17 protein-coding genes and 1 pseudogene are annotated in these 18,004 nt (G+C 43.9%); 11 read left to right on the top strand and 7 right to left on the bottom strand.

Features of this window, described 5'->3' with window-relative positions; all coding sequences use genetic code 11:
* The first annotated feature begins 32 nt into the window (after positions 1-32).
* The 3 genes from QUA50_RS12505 (at position 33) to QUA50_RS12495 (ending at position 4,665) form a co-directional block, all read left to right on the top strand.
* Positions 33-1,505, top strand: a complete 1,473-nt coding sequence (locus QUA50_RS12505) for a polysaccharide biosynthesis/export family protein (protein ID WP_333298697.1) — start codon at positions 33-35, stop codon at positions 1,503-1,505.
* A 135-nt stretch (positions 1,506-1,640) separates the two neighbouring features.
* A complete protein-coding gene (locus tag QUA50_RS12500) occupies positions 1,641-3,977 on the top strand; it encodes a polysaccharide biosynthesis tyrosine autokinase (protein ID WP_333264593.1) in 2,337 nt (778 codons plus the stop codon).
* A 322-nt stretch (positions 3,978-4,299) separates the two neighbouring features.
* Positions 4,300-4,665 (top strand): response regulator transcription factor, encoded by a 366-nt coding sequence (locus tag QUA50_RS12495; protein WP_039886668.1) that lies wholly within the window; start codon positions 4,300-4,302, stop codon positions 4,663-4,665.
* Between the two features lie 68 nt (positions 4,666-4,733).
* Here the strand turns inward: QUA50_RS12495 and QUA50_RS12490 are convergent, their stop codons facing one another.
* Positions 4,734-5,231: a hypothetical protein gene (locus QUA50_RS12490; protein ID WP_333264594.1), complete on the bottom strand. Its 498-nt coding sequence runs from the start codon at positions 5,229-5,231 to the stop codon at positions 4,734-4,736.
* Positions 5,232-6,002: 771 nt separating this feature from the next.
* Positions 6,003-6,290, bottom strand: coding sequence for a helix-turn-helix domain-containing protein (locus tag QUA50_RS12485; protein WP_333299376.1), 288 nt, complete (start codon positions 6,288-6,290; stop codon positions 6,003-6,005).
* A gap of 1,070 nt (positions 6,291-7,360) precedes the next feature.
* Between QUA50_RS12485 and QUA50_RS12480 the strand changes: the two genes are divergently transcribed.
* The 3 genes from QUA50_RS12480 (at position 7,361) to QUA50_RS12470 (ending at position 9,823) form a co-directional block, all read left to right on the top strand.
* Positions 7,361-7,711, top strand: a complete 351-nt coding sequence (locus QUA50_RS12480; protein ID WP_333264595.1) for a hypothetical protein — start codon at positions 7,361-7,363, stop codon at positions 7,709-7,711.
* A gap of 107 nt (positions 7,712-7,818) precedes the next feature.
* On the top strand, positions 7,819-9,339 hold the full coding sequence (gene ycf46 / locus QUA50_RS12475) for a stress-responsive protein Ycf46 (protein ID WP_333174564.1): 1,521 nt from the start codon (positions 7,819-7,821) through the stop codon (positions 9,337-9,339).
* 130 nt (positions 9,340-9,469) lie between these two features.
* Positions 9,470-9,823 carry a DUF1257 domain-containing protein gene (locus tag QUA50_RS12470; RefSeq protein WP_006635781.1) on the top strand — a complete coding sequence of 118 codons (354 nt, stop codon included), beginning with the start codon at positions 9,470-9,472 and terminating at the stop codon, positions 9,821-9,823.
* A 170-nt stretch (positions 9,824-9,993) separates the two neighbouring features.
* On the opposite strand, the gene QUA50_RS12465 is transcribed toward QUA50_RS12470, so the two are convergent.
* Together QUA50_RS12465 and QUA50_RS12460 are read right to left on the bottom strand one after the other, a co-directional pair.
* Positions 9,994-10,170: a hypothetical protein gene (locus QUA50_RS12465; protein ID WP_333264596.1), complete on the bottom strand. Its 177-nt coding sequence runs from the start codon at positions 10,168-10,170 to the stop codon at positions 9,994-9,996.
* 184 nt (positions 10,171-10,354) lie between these two features.
* Positions 10,355-10,660, bottom strand: a complete 306-nt coding sequence (locus QUA50_RS12460) for a glycosyltransferase (protein WP_333298699.1) — start codon at positions 10,658-10,660, stop codon at positions 10,355-10,357.
* An 886-nt stretch (positions 10,661-11,546) separates the two neighbouring features.
* On the opposite strand from QUA50_RS12460, the gene QUA50_RS12455 reads away from it, so the two are divergent.
* The 3 genes and pseudogenes from QUA50_RS12455 to QUA50_RS12450 form a co-directional block, all read left to right on the top strand.
* Positions 11,547-11,735: a hypothetical protein gene (locus tag QUA50_RS12455; protein ID WP_333264598.1), complete on the top strand. Its 189-nt coding sequence runs from the start codon at positions 11,547-11,549 to the stop codon at positions 11,733-11,735.
* A gap of 41 nt (positions 11,736-11,776) precedes the next feature.
* Positions 11,777-11,857 carry a transposase gene (locus QUA50_RS29270; protein ID WP_445243161.1) on the top strand — a complete coding sequence of 27 codons (81 nt, stop codon included), beginning with the start codon at positions 11,777-11,779 and terminating at the stop codon, positions 11,855-11,857.
* A gap of 172 nt (positions 11,858-12,029) precedes the next feature.
* Positions 12,030-12,224 (top strand): annotated as a pseudogene (locus QUA50_RS12450) (transposase); the annotation flags it as partial.
* Positions 12,225-12,798: 574 nt separating this feature from the next.
* Here the strand turns inward: QUA50_RS12450 and QUA50_RS12445 are convergent.
* Together QUA50_RS12445 and QUA50_RS12440 are read right to left on the bottom strand one after the other, a co-directional pair.
* The gene (locus QUA50_RS12445; RefSeq protein WP_333264599.1) at positions 12,799-13,125 is read right to left on the bottom strand and encodes a hypothetical protein; all 327 of its coding nucleotides are present in this window, start codon (positions 13,123-13,125) and stop codon (positions 12,799-12,801) included.
* A 173-nt stretch (positions 13,126-13,298) separates the two neighbouring features.
* Positions 13,299-14,723, bottom strand: a complete 1,425-nt coding sequence (locus QUA50_RS12440; RefSeq protein ID WP_333264600.1) for an aspartate ammonia-lyase — start codon at positions 14,721-14,723, stop codon at positions 13,299-13,301.
* Positions 14,724-14,998: 275 nt separating this feature from the next.
* Between QUA50_RS12440 and QUA50_RS12435 the strand changes: the two genes are divergently transcribed.
* A complete protein-coding gene (locus QUA50_RS12435) occupies positions 14,999-17,116 on the top strand; it encodes a serine/threonine protein kinase (protein ID WP_333264601.1) in 2,118 nt (705 codons plus the stop codon).
* A gap of 104 nt (positions 17,117-17,220) precedes the next feature.
* A complete protein-coding gene (locus tag QUA50_RS12430; protein WP_333264602.1) occupies positions 17,221-17,619 on the top strand; it encodes a hypothetical protein in 399 nt (132 codons plus the stop codon).
* Here the strand turns inward: QUA50_RS12430 and QUA50_RS12425 are convergent.
* Positions 17,556-17,999 carry a DUF29 domain-containing protein gene (locus QUA50_RS12425; RefSeq protein ID WP_333264603.1) on the bottom strand — a complete coding sequence of 148 codons (444 nt, stop codon included), beginning with the start codon at positions 17,997-17,999 and terminating at the stop codon, positions 17,556-17,558. The genes QUA50_RS12430 and QUA50_RS12425 overlap by 64 nt on opposite strands.
* Positions 18,000-18,004 lie beyond the last annotated feature (5 nt).

Raw genomic sequence — 18,004 nt, 5'->3', positions numbered from 1 at the left:
TATAAATCATAGTCAATACAATTAGGTGGCTTATGGTTAACACCCCTTTTCCAAGACAGATAGCCCCGTCGGTTGTGGGTCTGGTCTTGTTTGCTTCGAGTGTCCTCGCTGATGCCAGGATCACCCCGGCACAACTTCCCATCCCGCTAGGGGCAGACCAAGCCCAGACCGTTGGGCCCGTTAGGAGAGCGCCCGAAAGCTACAAACTCGGCGGTGGCGATCGCATCCAAGTAGAAATACTCGAAGTACCAGAACTCAGCCGCGGCTACGAAGTCCTTTCCGACGGTTCAGTCAACCTGCCCCTGATCGGCTTGGTCTCCATCCGCGGCCGCACCTTAGTAGAAGCCACCAACATCATCCGCAACGCCTACCGCCGCGTCCTCAAAGACCCCATAGTCACAGTCAGCCTCGTCGCTGCTCGCCCCCTCAACGTCGGCGTCATCGGAGAAGTCACCAGGCCCGGAAACTTCACCATTACCCTAACTCCTGGCCCGGGAGCCTCGCCGAGTGTCCAGTACCCCACTGTCACCCAAGCGATTAGACTCGCAGAAGGCGTCACGGGTGTGGCCGACATCCGCAACATCCGCGTCCGCCGTCCCCAACGAGACGGCCCCGATCAAGTGCTCAATGTCAACCTGTGGAAATTCTTGGAGGAAGGAGACATCTCTCAAGACATCATTTTGCAAGACAGAGACACAATCGTGATTCCCACAGTTGCCAACTTCAACCAAGCAGAAGCTCGTCAATTTGCGACAGCCAACTTTTCGCCACCCCCAGAAAAACCTCGATCGATCTCCATCGTTGGTCAAGTCATCCGCCCCGGGGCTTACGTCGTGATCGGCGGCAATACCACCAACGACCTTAGCCGCGAAGGTTTTCCCACCGTCATCCGGGCCATTCAGCTAGCTGGTGGCATCACATCGGATGCCGACATCCGGCAAATCCAAGTGCGGCGCGTCACCAGAAGAGGTGAACAAATTATCCCAGTCAACCTGTGGCAGTTCCTAGAGTCCGGCGACGGCGCTCAAGATACGATCCTCCAGGAGGGAGACACGATCGTTGTGCCCAAAGCCACCATAGTTAACCCAGCAGAAGCTGGCGTACTCGCTAGCACTAACTTTGCGCCTGTCGGCATTAACGTTTATGTAGTAGGAGAACTCAGAACATCCCTCGATCCCTTGAGGCTCCCAGCTAATGCCACACTGAATCAAGCTTTAGTTTCCAGAGGATTTTTTGGCTACGAGAATACCAGAGCTAGAAGGGATAAAGTTGAGCTAGTCCGCTTCAATAACGACGGTACAGCTACTAAACGGACGATCGAAGTCAATTTAACTCAAGGAATTAACGAAGAAACCAATCCTCAACTTCGCAACAACGACATGATTATCGTATCTCGCAGGGGTCTCGTCAATTTTGTCGATCGCATGAACGCTGTAATTGGGCCTGTCGGGCCTGCGACGGGAGTGTTAAATTTTATAAACGTTCTCCGATTTTTATTCAGGTAAGAAGGCTGCGGGTGAGGTGGATAATTCCTGGCAAAGGCTAGAATAAACTAAACAATAAGATTACCCAGCCGCAACCTGGCAGCTTCAAAAATATCAACATCAAAAATATCAACCTCAAAAATACCCAGGCTGAATATGGATAGCAGACAAGATTACCAACCCTTCACACCCAAATCGAATGGCAAACTGCCGGAGTTATCTGCTCAGAACTACAGAGATCACTTTGTTGAGGAGAGAGAAGAAGAAAAGCTAGACTTGTCCTGGCTCTTAGGCGTCGTGCGCCGTCGCTTCTTGGTCATGGCAGCAGCCACCGTTGCTTTGAGCGCCCTGGCAGGAACAGCGATCGTCGCCACTTCTAAAAGCATAACGGTCGAGTATGAAGGCTCCTTTTCCCTGTTGGTAGAACCAGCCACTGCTGAAGGTTTGCTATCCAAACAATTAAACAACACCCAAGCTGCCGACTTAGCAAGAATTAATATAGAAGGAATTAGCTTAGTAGACTACGAAACCCAAATTAGGATTTTGCGTAGCCCCAAATTGATGCAGCCCGTGCTTGAGGAATTGCGAGCGTGGTATCCCAAAATGACCTATACGGAACTGAGCTCAAAAATGTCCATCAACCGCATCAGCTACACGAAAGATGGCAAACAGCAAGGCACAAAAATTTTACAAGTTCGCTACAAAGATGCAGACAGAAAAAAAATTAACAGCGTATTGGACAAAATTTCTAAAGCTTATCTAGACTACAGCTTGCAGCAACGGCTGATGGGCATTAATCAAGGTATTAAATTTATAGATACGGAGCTTCCCAAGCTCCGAGAAAGAGTAGAAGTTCTGCAATTGCAAGTCCAAAGACTGCGGCAGCAGAGCAACTTGTTTGAACCTCAGCTAGAGGGAAGATCTCTGTCAGAACAAGTTCAAAGCATTCGGAACAAGCAAGTAGAAATCAGAGTACAGCTAAAAGGGATGCGAAACCTCTATCAAAGCTATGAAAAACTACTCAACGAAAATAATCCCCAGGGGCTGCTGATTACCCAAGGACAAGCTTACGGCGGACTCTTAGGTCAAATTCAGAGAATCGACTCGGAATTGTCAATGAAATTAGCTCAGTACAGAGAAGACAGTTTGCCAGTTTTAGCGCTGCGAAAAAGTCGGGAAGAACTTATTTTAACCGCCACTCAACAAGCAAAAGAAGTGGTGATGGGAAATTTAGAGACCCAAATCAAAGAAATTGAAGCGCGCGATCGTGAAATGACCGCTTTGCAAAATGCTCTCAACCAAAAAATTAGAAACTTTTCAGTTACAACCAGACAATACGACAATTTACAGCGGGAACTGCAAGTAGTTACTAAGAGTTTGTCGGACTTCTTGGCCAAACGAGAAGCCTTGCGAATTGATGCGGCTCAGGAGCAAATACCCTGGGTGCTGATAAATCCTCCGGAAATTCCGCGAGACAAATTCGGCAACCCTATAACAGCTACCGTCAAACAAACCAGAAAACAGTTAGTGCTGGCAGTAATTTTAAGCAGTCTGCTGGGCATAGCAGTCGGCTTGCTCGTAGAGGTACTAAATACTGTGTTCCACACTCCAGAATCACTGAGAATGGCCACAAGATTGCCAATACTCGGGGTAATTCCGTTTACCAAAAAAGTCAAGCGCAGACCGCCAGCCAGACAGAGGAAACTAACATCGGCTCGATCGAACTCGAAAGTGGAAGTAGTCGAACAGGTCGAAGCTAGACCTACTGGTTCGATGAGCGGGGCACCAAGTATTTTGAGCGACTTGGACTATCAATTTTTAGAAGCATTTCGATCGCTATACACCAACATTCACTTGCTGAGTGCAGGCACGGCAATTCGATCGCTCTTAGTCGGCTCAGCCTTAACCGGAGATGGGAAATCTACAGTAGCTTTGCACCTAGCAGCCACAGCAGCAGCCGTCGGACAGCGAGTATTGTTAGTAGATGCAGATTTGCGTTGCCCCCAACTGCACGCTAAGTTAGGACTGTCAAACGTGCGTGGCCTGGGCGATGCCATCTCCACAGATATCAGCCTCAACGACGCGATTCAACGAGCGCCGAACCAAGAAAATTTGTTTGTACTCACCGCAGGCCAAATTCCCCCCGATCCGATCAAGCTTCTTTCTTCCAAAAAAATGCAGTATCTGATGGAGCAATTTCAAGCATTTTTTGACTTAGTAATTTATGACACCCCGCCACTAGCAGGCTTGGCAGACACCCACTTGATCGCAGCTCACACAGACGCTACGATTATGGTCGTCCAAATTGGGCAAACAGACCGAGCGCAAGTTCGCAAAGTTTTAGAAGAATTAAAAATTTCTGGAGCTTCCGTCTTGGGAATCGTTGCTAATGGCTGCAAAAACACCGGTCACAGCTACCGCCAACGCCCGGTCGTTTTAGACACGCTCTACGACCAAAAACTATCGGCTTTAGGTACGAAAAATCCTAATTAGACAAATGTTGATGCAGGCGGCCGAGCGCCGCCATCCTCCACGGGAAACGCACAACCAAGCTATACCCTGATTTTTTGATAATAGTACCATTTGAGAAAGAAAATGATAGACTAACTGACATAGCCTCGTGTGTCAACCGAGATTGCGCGGATCTTTAAATTTTGCGGTAATTACTCAAAAAATGATTGAGAAATCAGCTAAAGTGGGTAAACTACATTTAGCAGAGCGCAATCTCAATCAGGAAAAGACACCTTTGAAGGTGAACGTTAGTGTAAACGTTAATGAGAACGTTTCAACCCAGAAACTTGGTAGGGATTATTCTATGAGTACAGTTATGGTTGTTGATGATAGCGTCACTCTGCGGGAGATGATCGCCGACTTGCTCAAAGGTAGAGGACTAAACGTCACGGTAGCGAGTGATGGCGTAGAAGCTCTAGAGCAAATTAAGGCTAACCGCCCAGATTTAGTCGTTCTGGATATCGTGATGCCCCGGATGAACGGCTACGAAGTCTGTCGCCGGCTCAAAAGCGACCCTAAAACCCAAAATTTGCCGGTCGTAATGTGTTCGAGCAAAAGCGAAGAGTTCGATCGCTATTGGGGAATGAAACAAGGAGCCGACGCTTACATCGCCAAGCCATTTCACCCTCAAGAATTGGTCGGGACTATTAAGCAACTGCTCCGAGGTTGACGTGGAGGAGTAGGGACAGGAAAAAAAAATTGTCTTCAGCGCTGATTATTTCTGCTCCCGCAGCCTCTCTAAACTACTCGATTGACAATAGTCCAAACATCCCCGTCCGATCGCACGTAGGGAACAGAAATACTCTTAAAACCAGTAATAAAAGGCTTGTAATAAACTTGCCAGTAGCTGGGACTAATTTGGTCGGCGATGGCTTTGAGTCCCTTCACTTCCGCCGCCAGTTCCGCCGCCAGTTCATTAATCCGTTCCGCGTGTCCCTGAGCTAGTAATCTTCCTTCTTCAACTTGCTCCTCGATCGGAGTGATTCTTTGCAACTTTACCGACTGCTGTTGTTTCTGACTCAGTTGAGCAGACAGAGCCGCGATCGCGTCATCTATACCCTTGACTTCTGCCGACACTTGTGCTGTTTCCAGGGCGTGACGCCGATAAGCATCGGCGATCGCTTGGGGCGAATTACCCGATGGGACAACATTGGCAATACTAAGCTGCTGGCGTTCCAGGCGCAATTCCTCAATTTTAGAGTAAATTGCTTCTATATCTGTCTGAAGTTTGTCCACCTAATTATTACCGCGTGGTTGTTTGATATTTTAGCATATTAACACAAACCAATTACCTAATCGCCATATAAGTTGCATATTTTAGGCGAGCTAGAAACAAAACCCCACAAGCAGAATTTAAAGACTTTGAAATAGAAAATTTTTTCTATTTCTGAGTTGAGCGATTTCCGTCCATATCAAGTCCAGTTAATCAAGTCGTGTCCGGTAAAATCAGCATTACACCACTTCCAGATGTTATGAGGTACAATAGACTCGACTAAAAATAATATACCAATGAAAGCATACTCACTAAATTTGCGATCCTTTCATAGTACCAGCTAATAAGCGAGCATAAGCTGCAGAGCAGAAAAAAAGCACAAATATTTGTCAGCCGTAAAAGCTCTTTTCAAAAGATTTTCAAGCAACAAAAAATTGAGGGAAATTTACAGCCTTAACCCTGGGTTTACCCCAGGGTTAAGGCCCTGCCACCAAAAAACAACATATTCATTGCCTTCAAGGAATATTTTAAATGCCAGTCTTTTAGAAAAATTTGCCAACTTGAACGACCCAAGAATAGAAAAAAGTAAATAAATTTTGCTCAAATATATTAGATTGATAGCGATTATAAATGTCCAGACCCGGTACAGAAAAATGGGTAGCAATAGAAGCCGATGATAACGTCTATTATGAATAATGAAAAAGCTTTACAACTCAAATTTAGGATGAGTTTTTTGAGTTTTTTTTCAACTAATTTTCGCCATAGCGAAAACTTCATAGTAACTCTGTTTGGATTTATATCACACCAAATTTTAGCTCTAAATAAGTAACCAGTTCATCTAAATTACCAGATTCTTTATTCTTTAGCCACTCGATTACTTCAGTATTTGGTCGAGCCGTTAAATACCCTTTTGACCCTTTCTGTCCTAGTTTGAGTCCGTCGATGCCTTTAGTTTTAAATTGCTTTTTCCAATAACCAATAAAAAACTTACTTACACCCAAAATTTTACTAATTTCATGGTAGATATTACCTGAGATAGCCATCCTTGCAGCTATTGCTCGTTTGAGTTCTCTGACATCGATATCACTTTTAATGAAAGATTATAAAGAATATATTTCTTTTTTCCTATCTTTTTGTGGCAGTTGTAAGTTATTCATGTTTTTGTTGTCACAATGAAGTATTGCATATAATTAATTGTATCATAGTCTTGATAATGATTGAGAATTGCTAGAGTAAATATTTCTTATTAAAGAAGGAACAGAATTTTAAGAAAAAGCAAAGGATCTAATTAATGGATGTTAAAAAACTGTGTCCCGCTCTTGCAGAAATGTTTAAATTACAAAAAGAAATTCCACAAATATTTGAAATCTAAAAACAAATTGGTTGATGGCATTGTTGAAATTTGGTATCTGCCAGAAAAGAACTAAACAATATTTTTCAGATACTGTTAAGACTATCACTAATTGGTTTGACGAGATAATTACTTACTTTGATAATAGGACAAAAAGTGGTATTGTTTAAGGTATTAACAACAACCTTAATTGAAGAAAACGTTCTGCCTATGGCTTGAGTAATTTTAAAAATTACAAAAATATATGTTTGCTTACTTGGCACTTTAATTGTTAGTTTGGCATACCAAGTAAGGAAGAACCGCAATTTATTAAAAAAAAATGGTATTCAACTTTAGGTATTGTCTACTAATTTTCATAAAAAATATAAATTCAAGTAAAAACAGTTAGACTAAAAAAAGTTTGATGGTTTTGATTTTTGAAAAATACCAGTAAGATCATCACATCTGCGGAATGTGGGTTTTAGCTTAACTTGTCAGTAATGACGGCGCACTCATGAGCGGGCTGGGCGCTGATGGCGCACCTTACGCCAGATGGCGACTCAAAGAATTTGTTGGCCCTACTCCTATATATATATTCTTCATATTTATAGTTGGTCGATCGTCCTTGACGCTACCCATACCTGCCGCTGCACCTCGGCCTCATCAGCTACATCCCTAGTTTTTTCGTTGTTAACGGCCCCAGATTTATCGAAAATGTAACGAAATATTAAAAAATGACGCTAAAGCAGCATAGAGGCTTGACAGCAAAGAATTAAGCGACTAATCTGATATACATACCCGGGTAAGTCAATTCACTGTCCTATGCAAGAAAAGCAAAAAGTTACATTGTATCTTCCACCAGAACTGCATCGCCAGCTCAAAATCCGAGCCGCAGTCGAAACTGAACCGATGTCATCAATTGCAGAAAGGGCAATTGTCTTCTACCTAGGAAATCCCGAACTGGTTGACGAAGTAGAAGCCTCCTACGGACAAACCCATCGGGTATACAACTGTCCAGAATGCACGGGTTCGTTAGTAATGCGAGATGGAGAACTGGCATCCGTAACAAGTCAGCCGAGCGTATTGGCTGAGCAGGATCTTCCAGTCAAGCAGGTGTCGGGCGTCAGCGCCAGCACGGCCAAACCGGGAGAGGAAGAATTGGTTCCCTGCTAAGAATGCCTTGCTTCCCCAAAAAGCTAAAACTGAAATTTTCAGTAAGAGGGCCAAGGGCAGCATGGAGATTCAGCAAAGATAGCACCGTCTCTAGTGGGTCGAGGACTATGCAAGAAGAGATCAGTATTCTAATCCAAGCTCAATATCCTCTGATCTACCTCGTGACATCCGAGGAAGAGCGGTGTGAGCAAGCAATTTCGACAATAGCTCAAGCCAAACCACAGCGACGAGTATTTATCTGGACTGTAACTCACGGCATTGTGGAGTACGGTCAACCCCGCACCACCACCCAACACAACACCGTCTCGCCAGAGGCAGCAATTGAATGGGTGATCAGGCAGCGAGAACCCAACAGTAACGCTAGCATCTACATTTTCAAAGATTTGCATCCTTTTATAGATTCTCCTCCGGTAACGAGGTGGTTGCGAGATGCGATCGCCAACTTCAAAGGAACGCAAAAGACAATTATACTGATGTCTCCTTTGCAGCAAATTCCGATCGAGCTAGAAAAGGAAGTAGTGGTATTAGACTTCGCGTTGCCAGACATGAAAGAACTAAACCAAGTATTGTCTGGTCAGTTGGAGCAAACGAAATCGCGACGCATTACCACAGAAGGGCGAGAAAAACTTTTAAAAGCAGCCTTGGGATTGACTAAGGACGAAGCTGAAAAAGTTTATCGCAAAGCCCAAGTTTCGACTGGGCGCCTCACAGAAGAAGAAGTAGACATAGTTCTTTCGGAGAAAAAGCAATTAATTCGGCGCAACGGCATTCTAGAGTTCATTGAAGAAGACGAAACCCTGGATGCAGTCGGCGGTTTAGAAGAGCTGAAGCGGTGGCTGAGACAGCGTTCCAACGCCTTTACAGAAAGGGCGAGAGAATACGGCCTGCCCCAACCGAAAGGGATGTTAATTCTCGGCGTACCGGGATGCGGAAAATCGCTGATTGCCAAGACCACCTCCCGCCTCTGGGGACTGCCCCTGCTGAGGCTAGATATGGGTAGAGTCTACGACGGCTCGATGGTGGGTCGATCGGAAGCCAACCTCCGCAATGCCCTCAAAACCGCAGAATCCATCTCTCCAGCCATCCTCTTCATCGACGAACTAGACAAAGCCTTTGCAGGAGGCACTGGTTCGGCTGACTCAGACGGAGGCACCTCCAGCCGGATTTTCGGTTCCTTCCTCACTTGGATGCAAGAAAAGACTTCCCCAGTCTTCGTAATGGCAACAGCCAACCGAATCGAGCGGTTGCCGGGAGAATTCTTGAGGAAAGGCCGATTCGACGAACTCTTCTTTGTCGATCTGCCTACCAAAGAAGAACGCCAAGATATATTTAAGATTCACCTGTCAAAGCGGCGTCGGGAAATTACTCGCTTCGATTTAGAGCAACTTTCCAATGTTTCCGACGGCTTTTCAGGTGCAGAGATTGAGCAAGCGCTAGTAGCAGCCATGTACGAAGCCTTCGCTCAAGATCGAGAGTTTACGCAGCTAGACATCATCGCGGCCATTAAATCCACAATGCCACTGTCTAAAACAATGACCGAACAGGTCACCGCCCTGCGAGATTGGGCTAGACAGCGTGCACGGCCCGCTGCGTCTTCCGTCGCTGAATACCAGCGAATGGAATTCTAAAAGCTTTCTCCTGGTCCAAACAGGAGCAAAGGCTAGCAACAGCTAGCAGTTCGATTCAAGAGCCGCCAAGCGGCACCGTTAAATCCAGACCGTTGTTGTTTCTCTCTCAGTTGTATTAGGAGGAAATCCAATGTCTCACTTTAGCACACTGCGTACCAAAATCACCGATGCCGAAATCCTGAAAGCTTCGCTGCGCGACTTGGGCATTTCAGTCAAGTCAGAAGCTGATGTTCGTGGCTATAACGGTCAGCGCGTTCGCTCCGACATCGTGGCGATTCTCGAAGGCGAATATGACCTGGGTTGGTCTCGCAATAGCGACGGTTCTTTTGACCTGATTGCCGACCTCTGGGGCGTCGCCAAAAAGCACAATCAAACTGAGTTAATCAACTCCATCAACCAGAAGTACGCAGTCAACAAGACCTTGGCCGCAGTCAAGCAGCGCGGTTTGCAAAATGCCAACGTTAAGCTGGTAGTGCAAAACTAATTGATCTGCATGTTTCCAAGCTCGCGGGTTAACCAAACAAACGGGTTAACCCGTTTTTAGATCGCTAGGATGTAGAGGGGGGTCTTTAGACTGCCACATACTTTTTTAGCACCCCCAAGCAGCAGCTTTCAGGTTGAAAGCTGCTGCTTTATGCTTTAATGGTCTGCTTCCTAATGCTTCGGACAATCGTCGATCTTTTGTTGATAAATTTCAAGTATTCTATCGACTTTGCGTTCCCAATCAAAATGCTGCCGGACTCGTTCCCGTCCCGCACAACCCATACTCAGCGGCAATTCTGGTGAATGAGCCAGCTTTAGCATCGCATCTGTCAGTCCCTTGACAAACACCTTCTCTGGAAGCGGGTTCTACTAAAATACCGCAAGTGGAATTCAGATAAGGATCGCGAATTAAATAATTTACACTCTTGAAAGTGGGGAGTAGGGGTTGGGCTTATAGCCCGCCCTTTCTGGACGGGCGGGACGCCCATCCCACAAGAACCATCACGCATTGTAAGTTATTTAATTCTCATTCCTAATCTGCCGGGCCGCCCCAGTTCGTTGCTATGACGGGCCAGCCCACTGCCATTGCCTCCATCACCACTGCCGGGCCGCATTCCCGCACACTGGGGAAAACCATTGCATGAGCTTGTTGCATTTTGAGGGCGCACTCCCCCTGAGACAGCCAGCCACTAAATACAACGCTGCTGTCGATGCCTAAGCGAGCTGTTTGAGCTATCGGGGGGTGACAACCCACCCCAAACCCATAGCTAGTCAGGATTAAACCTACTTGTGGTAAAAAAAGATAGGCAGCAGAGTTGTGACACGCTTGCCTATCCAAAAAAATAATGATACTAAGATTCTACCAGACTCACTTACAAAAATACCTGACGCCATCTCAGTTTTTGGTGATGACAATTTTGCCATCCTTGACGCAATCAGAAAAACAAGTGAGATTAGAGCGGCTCTCCCGAGTATTTCCCTGTCTAATTACAGCCGAAAGTTGGCGACGGAAATTACAAAGATTTTTGGATTTACCGAATTTAACAATCGAATTAATTTGGTTTCCATTAATTACTTACTGGTTGACTACTTATTGCTCTGTCGGTCAAACCTTGTCAATCGCCATCGAGATCGGTCAATGGGGGTCTATTAATCTTTTCATGGTTAGCTTAATCTGGGAGCGAAGATCGCTTCCATTAGACTGGTCATTGTTGCCCAAATTGGGGAGCAGCCACTTCGAGGAACAGACTACAAATCTACAGCAAGTTTTACCGTTATTTTCAGAATATAAAGTTATGGTTTTAGGAGACCGTGAATGCAAGTTCGGTTGACTTGGGAAACTGGCTCAAGGAAAAGGGTGTGTCTTTTTGCTTAAGACTGAAGAGGAATCATTGTATCGAAACAGAGCATTTAGTTTGGCAGCGATTAGATGAATTAGGAATCATGCTGTGGAACCTCTTTATATTTTCAAGGTAAAAGAGTGAGAAAAACACGGGCCTCCCACGGGATTTGATGTTGCTTGTAAGTGGAAAAGAAACTAGGGAGCATGGAAGGTCGATGAAGCATGGTTTATTCTCACAGATTTAGGTTCCTTATCGGCAGCTATCGATGCTTACAAGCAACGGATGGGCATTGAAGAAATGTTTAGAGATTGTAAAACAGGAGGCTACGATCTGGAAGGAACTAGCTTAAAATAAAATCGACTGATTAACATAATTCTGCTCATGACACTAGCCTATAGTTTGGCAATATTTAAAGGTACTGAACTTCAGAAAAAGCAGGTAGGAAAATATGTATGTCGGCGTCAAGGACATAAAAAAAGATATCGAAGACGGAGTACATTTGGTGTTGCCTTAGATGGAGAAAAGTGGGTTAACGATATCGAACAATATTCTGATGAAGTGGAACAGTAAACGCAAGTTAACTCGAAATAAACGTCGCTACTGACCATGTAATGCCAATATATTTACCTGCCTATAGTCCTGAATTAAATCCAATTGAAAGATTGTGGGAGCAGACCAAAAAAAACCTCTAGTGGGAAAATTATTCGAGTTTAGATAAACTCAAATAACAGGTAAATACAATTATTAAAACTCTCACGAATGAAGAAGTTTGCTCTCTATGTGGTTTGGACTATATCCTTGAAGCTATATTAAGTGCAACTTCATAGTTAATTGGTATTAAATGTTGTTTAATTAGATAATGGTAGGTTTCATCATATTAGCAGCCTCAAAAATCCCGACAACATTTTACTAATTTTTCAACCACCATACAGTCCAGAATTGAATCCTATCCAGAGAGTATGGCAACATATAAAACAAGAATTTAGCTGGGAAATTTATGACAATTTAGACGAAATAAAAGAAAAAGTCCGCGCTTTTATTGAAAAATTTTCACTTTGAACAATAGCATCTATAACCCGATGGGATTACATTGAATCAGCACTAACTACTGTTGCATGATTTTAGAGAAATGGTATGAGGATGGTGCGAAGTCCTCTTCTGTCTTTATTATTTTATACAGCAAAGTTCACCCTTGGCGTTAACTATTGCTTTGAGAGTTTGAAGGTTGATACCAAATCAACGTTGAAATTGACAAGATTTCAAATTTATATAAGATTGATTTTTCGTGATTTACTTATTGTGTAATAACAACAGAACTTTCTAGCATCTTATCCTGTCTGTGGCAAGACAAGAGTGAAAATAAGTTACGATTTGAGATTCAATCAACTCAAGCAAAATGTTTCATTATATCATAAAATTATTTGACAATATGTCTAAGCTGTTGGGCATCTAAATTGTATTTTTTTGGCGGGCTAAGAGTGCCCAACCCCTACTCCCCACCAGACTTTTATTAAATTTGACTAGACAATTTAAATGCACTTGGGCTTAATCTCAAGGTAACGCAGGCACGGAACACCCTAACCAGGGTGATATGCGCCTGCGTTATCAAGAATCATCTCAATACCAATGAACCCTAACTATTCATCGGCAATCTACCAACAGCAGCCCGCTGCATGGTACTAACTCGCAGTGAGTTAGAGAATATTCCTTGGCCTTGCAGTTCAGGGATAGCAGGTTTTACTTCTACTTTTACCACCCTGGCTGTGCAGATAAAAACCGTTTGATCGGCTAAATGGAAAGTCAACCAAGGTTGATTTAACAAATTCAGCAGTTCTTCTTGCAGTTCTTGTGCAGGCATCGGAATAGTAAAAGTTTCAGCCTGACCTTCCACATAATGAAATGTCACTTGAGTTGTGTTCTCTTTATCTTGAGTTAATTTGGCAAAAGAACCAGCGCGCATAAATCTTTCTCCCCAACTTTAGACTATAAAAAAAATTCAGAATTAAATGTAAAAAAATGAATTCTGAATAGTTTAACTTTAACCTGTGACAGCAATTAAGCAGAACTCAGAAGGCAGAAGGCAGAATTAAATCGAGTTCAGCCTTCTAGTTTCTAGCTGATTCCTGCGATCGCCTATACGTTAGCAGAAGATGTTGGCCTCGCACTCATTTTCTCTAAATCTAGAACTTTTGCCAAGTCTTCTGCATTCATTAAACCCCGTTCTAGCACAATTTGCCGCAAAGATTTGCCCGTTTCTAGAGATTCTTTGGCGACGGCGGCGGCGTTGAGATAGCCGATGTGAGTGTTGAGGGCCGTAACGAGGGCAAGACTGCCTTCTGCGTAAGCGAGACACCGATCGCCCTTAGCTTCAATTTTGGCGAGGCATTGTGCAGTCAAAGCGCTGATGGTATTGCCCAAAATTTCGATGCTGTGAATGAGATTGTAGGCAATCAGGGGCATCATCACGTTCAATTCTAATTGTCCTGCTTGGGCGGCAAGGGCGATCGCGCTATCGTAACCCATAACTTGAAAACAAACCATCGATGTCATTTCTGCCATCACAGGATTGTATTTTCCCGGCATAATTGACGAACCAGGTTGCACAGGAGGCAGTTGAATTTCTTTCAAACCCGTTTTCGGGCCTGAGTCCATCAAACGCAAGTCATGGGATATTTTAACGCAATCCTGAGCGAGATTTCGCAGTGCACCGGAGACATTTACAAATGGTGCCATACTCTGCATAGCAGCCATTAAATGCTTTGCTGGTTTCAGGGGTTGGTCGATTAATTCGGAGAGAATTTCAGCAACTTTTTGACAGTATTCAGGGTGAGTGTTTAACCCTGTTCCTGCCGCACTTCCCCCCAATCCCAGGGATGTCAAATCATCGGATGCCCTGTCAATTCTCAAGGTATGTTCTTTCAGAATTTGCGCCCAAGCGCCGAAGGTGTCGCCGAGTCGAACCGGTACGGCATCTTGTAGGTGAGTGCGGCCGGATTTAACAATATCTTTAAATTCTTCGGCTTTGTTTTCTAGGGCGACTACGGCCTCCGACAAAGCCGGAAACAGAGTTTTTTCTAATGCCAACAATCCGCCGAGCCGAATCGCCGTCGGAATCACATCATTTGTCGATTGACCGTAGTTTACATGATCGTTAGGACTGACGCGCTTGTAGTTGCCTTTTTCCTCGCCCATAATTTCCAAAGCGCGATTTGAAAGAACTTCATTAACATTCATGTGATGAGAAGTTCCAGCCCCGGCTTGGTAGACATCAACTACAAATTGGTCGCGCAATTTGCCAGCTAGGATTTCATCTGCTGCTTGGATAATTGCTTGACTAATGTCTTGGGGAATGCAGCCGAGTTCGCCATTGGCGATCGCCGTTGCTTTTTTAATTAAAATGCAAGCATCAACGTATGTTGATAAAGGCTTAATGCCGCTAATCGGGAAATTTTCAAGAGCCCTTAGAGTTTGGATGCCATAATAGACATTAGATGGGATTTGTTTGTCTCCCATCGAGTCGCTTTCGGTGCGATAGGTGGCGGTTGGCTGTTCAGTCATTCGATTTTAGATTTTAGATTTTAGATTTTAGATTATCGCACGTTTAGAGGTAGTTTAATTAGTCGGGGACGGATAAATATCAAAGAAACCGGGTTTTTCACGAGTATTCAAGCGTCAAATGCAGTATTTCCGTAAAAACCCGGTTTCTGCCTCTAGGACTATCAATGATGAAATTAAATCTAAAAAGCAACAAGTGCAGAATATCTGGCAACCATCCGAATTATACCTCCTAACATCCTGCTACACTATTAATAACCGCATCCTCACCCAGATTTATGCTTCCAACAATCATCGCCGCTATCGCTCCCTACATCTCAGCAGTGCTTTCACCCATCGCCAGAAATATCGGCTACAAACTAGGAGAAGCCTTCGGCAATAACTCTCAAAAGTACCGAGATATTCTGATTCCCGCTTCCAATAACTCATCTGATTCGACTGAGATAGAGCGAGCAAAACAGCGTTATTCTCAAGAAATGCTGGAATACGCGAAGGCGAAAGATACCAGAGATCGGGAATTGTTAAAGCTAACAATAGCACAAACAGCGCGTCGCATTGAGTTGCAGGAACAGGAACAGCAGGATAGAGTGAAGCTGGCAGCCTTGCAGCGGGATTTGATGCGGGAATTGCAAGCAAAAGATATTCAGGTCAAGCTGGCTGAAATTCAAACGATTTGGGATAAAGATACTTGGTTCTCTAAGTTGAATCGAGAGGAAACTAAACAGATTTTACTTCAGCAGCAACATCGCCTCTTAATCTTACTATCACCGCCCAAAATTAGCAAGCGATGCCCGGAAACCTTCTGTGAAGATTTGCCAATTGAGATGAGAAGTGTGGGAGATTTTCTCAGACAGCATTATCCTCAACAGGATGTCTTACGCCCAGTTAAGTTTTATAGCGACTATTTCACTGAGTCGATTGGTGATATTGATGTGGAACGCTTGCAGCGAATTTTATCTCCGGTTCCTACTACAATTTTATATAGCGATATCAGCGACTATGCCGTAACTTTTCGAGTCGGCTTTTGGGGATTCCTGAATAATCAGGAAGTATCCCTGTTTTCTACCAAAGTTTTTGACTGGGAAGAGGCAAAAGATGGACTTTTAGCATCTGGGGTAAGTGAGAAAAAAGCCCTCCGCATGATTCGGCAGTTGATTGTAGCGATTCACAAATTGCTGGCGGGATTTTTAGCAGATTTGTATTATCTCAATATTGACCCTGGCTATGAACCTTTATTATTTAAGTTAAAGGATGAATTGGCTCAAAATGGGTTGGCAGAAGAATGGGTGAAACCTTATTTTGATATTCTTCAGGATATTCAGGGGCGACAGCGAGAACTGTATGAACAGGAGTTGAAAAAGCTGATGGAGCAAGTAGAGACTGAACGTCAATCTCAAGACGCTGCCAAAGCTGAAGCTCAACGCCAACAACAAATAGAAGAAGCTGCCAAAGCTGAAGCTCAACGCCAACAACAAATACAAGAAAAAACCATTAGAAAAGCTTACTCCTTCAAATGTGTAAAAACTCTTAATGGCGTAGCTATGTCATCTGTTGATTGCGTAGTTATTAGTCCAGATGGCAAGACTTTTGCTAGTAACAGCAGTGGAAATTGTAGCAAACTTTGGAATCTCCATACAGGAGAGCTGATTCGTACTTTTTCTGCGGATTCAGGTGCGGTTTATTGCGTTGCCATTAGCCCTCATGGAAAAATTTTAGCTAGTGGAAGTTCTGACCAACAAATTAAGCTGTGGAATCTGGAAACTGGACAAGAGATTAGCACTCTCAAGGGTCACTCAGGTTTAATTCGGTCTCTTGCTTTTAGTCCAGACGGAGAAACTCTTGTTAGCGGCAGTGGTGACCATACTATCCGACTGTGGAATCTGAAAACCAAACAGGAAATCCGCACTCTCACTGGACATTCAAACCTGGTTATGTCTGTCGCTATCAGCCCGGATGGAGAAAATATTGCTAGTGGCAGTTGGGACAAAACTATAAAACTGTGGAGTCTGAAAACCAGACAGGAAATTTGCACTTTTACTGGGCATTCAGAGTCAGTTTATTCTGTCGCCTTCAGCCCGGATGGACAAATTCTTGCTAGTGGTAGTGGAGACAAGACTATCAAACTTTGGAATCTGAAGACCACACAGGAAATTTGCACTCTAACAGGGCATTCACACGGGGTTTTTTCCCTTGCCATCAGCCCGGAGGGACCAATTATTGCAAGTGGAAGTAATGACAATACTATCAAGCTTTGGAATCTGAAAACCGGACAGGAAAATCGCACTCTCACAGGGCATTCAAACAAGGTTAATTCGGTCAGTTTTAGCCCGGATGGAAACACTTTGGTTAGTGGCAGTAATGATGGGAGTATCAAGATTTGGCGGTGTGATGGGTGAAGTAAGAGGGCAAGATGAAAATTATGGCGGGATTGGCAAACAGGGAACTACAAAACTTGACGGCGTGAGAATAAACCGATAAACACTTAGGGAAGGTAATTGAGATGTCAGAAACAATTAATTTTGAGCAAGCAGTGTTAGAAAATCTGCGACTGTTGCCAACGGAGAAACAACAAGAAGTGCTCGAGTTTGCACAATTTCTCGTGCAAAAAGCGGAACAGAAAAAGCAGTTATCTAGCGAAAGTTCTGAGTCTAAGAGTTCGTCAATAACCGAACCTACTCTCAAGCTATCAATTAGAGAGATTGCTAGTTTGCCAATAGCAGAACGCCATAAAATACTAGCACCATTTATACCTGCTACAGCCGAAGATTTTATTAATTATCCTGAATTAACCGAGTTTTCGGCACTCGATGGCGAAGACTGGGAGGATAACAAAATTCAAAAACTCTCAAAACTATATTCATCCTCAAAAACTTCAGACCAAGCAAGTGAGGTTAATTGACATTTTTTACCCATTTCATCCTCGGCATCTTTCAGCGCAACTTGAAAACATTTATCCCAGATAGACTCAATAAAATCACGATTTAAACTAGGCATTTCTTCTTGACTTTCTTCAATCTCTCGCCGCGCCGAACGAATGCTAATAGCCCAGCTAGCTGTTCGTTTTTCAGGTTGATTTTTCCATTTAATAATATGAAGCATTAAACGAATTAACTGGCTTTTTAATGCTCGTTTTTCGGTTCTTCCCATTGCTTCAATTAAAGATTCTAAACCTGCCGTTGCTTCCATAGATTTTCCTTCTTTGAGAAGTGTCTGGACTGTGACAGCCGTTTGATAATGAGAACACACTGCTAACCAGTCCCAATCTTGTTTAGTCAGCATTGCCC

Origin of the sequence: Microcoleus sp. M2_D5 (assembly GCF_036701935.1) — a bacterium.
Lineage (GTDB): Bacteria > Cyanobacteriota > Cyanobacteriia > Cyanobacteriales > Microcoleaceae > Microcoleus.
This window is presented reverse-complemented; position numbering and strand designations above follow the sequence as displayed.

Coding starts and splice junctions, on each gene's coding strand:
- QUA50_RS12505 (WP_333298697.1), top strand. CDS start 33: ATGGTTAACACCCCTTTTCCAAGACAGATAGCCCCGTCGGTTGTGGGT.
- QUA50_RS12500 (WP_333264593.1), top strand. CDS start 1,641: ATGGATAGCAGACAAGATTACCAACCCTTCACACCCAAATCGAATGGC.
- QUA50_RS12495 (WP_039886668.1), top strand. CDS start 4,300: ATGAGTACAGTTATGGTTGTTGATGATAGCGTCACTCTGCGGGAGATG.
- QUA50_RS12480 (WP_333264595.1), top strand. CDS start 7,361: ATGCAAGAAAAGCAAAAAGTTACATTGTATCTTCCACCAGAACTGCAT.
- ycf46 (WP_333174564.1), top strand. CDS start 7,819: ATGCAAGAAGAGATCAGTATTCTAATCCAAGCTCAATATCCTCTGATC.
- QUA50_RS12470 (WP_006635781.1), top strand. CDS start 9,470: ATGTCTCACTTTAGCACACTGCGTACCAAAATCACCGATGCCGAAATC.
- QUA50_RS12455 (WP_333264598.1), top strand. CDS start 11,547: ATGACACTAGCCTATAGTTTGGCAATATTTAAAGGTACTGAACTTCAG.
- QUA50_RS29270 (WP_445243161.1), top strand. CDS start 11,777: ATGCCAATATATTTACCTGCCTATAGTCCTGAATTAAATCCAATTGAA.
- QUA50_RS12445 (WP_333264599.1), bottom strand. CDS start 13,125: ATGCGCGCTGGTTCTTTTGCCAAATTAACTCAAGATAAAGAGAACACA.
- QUA50_RS12440 (WP_333264600.1), bottom strand. CDS start 14,723: ATGACTGAACAGCCAACCGCCACCTATCGCACCGAAAGCGACTCGATG.
- QUA50_RS12435 (WP_333264601.1), top strand. CDS start 14,999: ATGCTTCCAACAATCATCGCCGCTATCGCTCCCTACATCTCAGCAGTG.
- QUA50_RS12430 (WP_333264602.1), top strand. CDS start 17,221: ATGTCAGAAACAATTAATTTTGAGCAAGCAGTGTTAGAAAATCTGCGA.
- QUA50_RS12425 (WP_333264603.1), bottom strand. CDS start 17,999: ATGCTGACTAAACAAGATTGGGACTGGTTAGCAGTGTGTTCTCATTAT.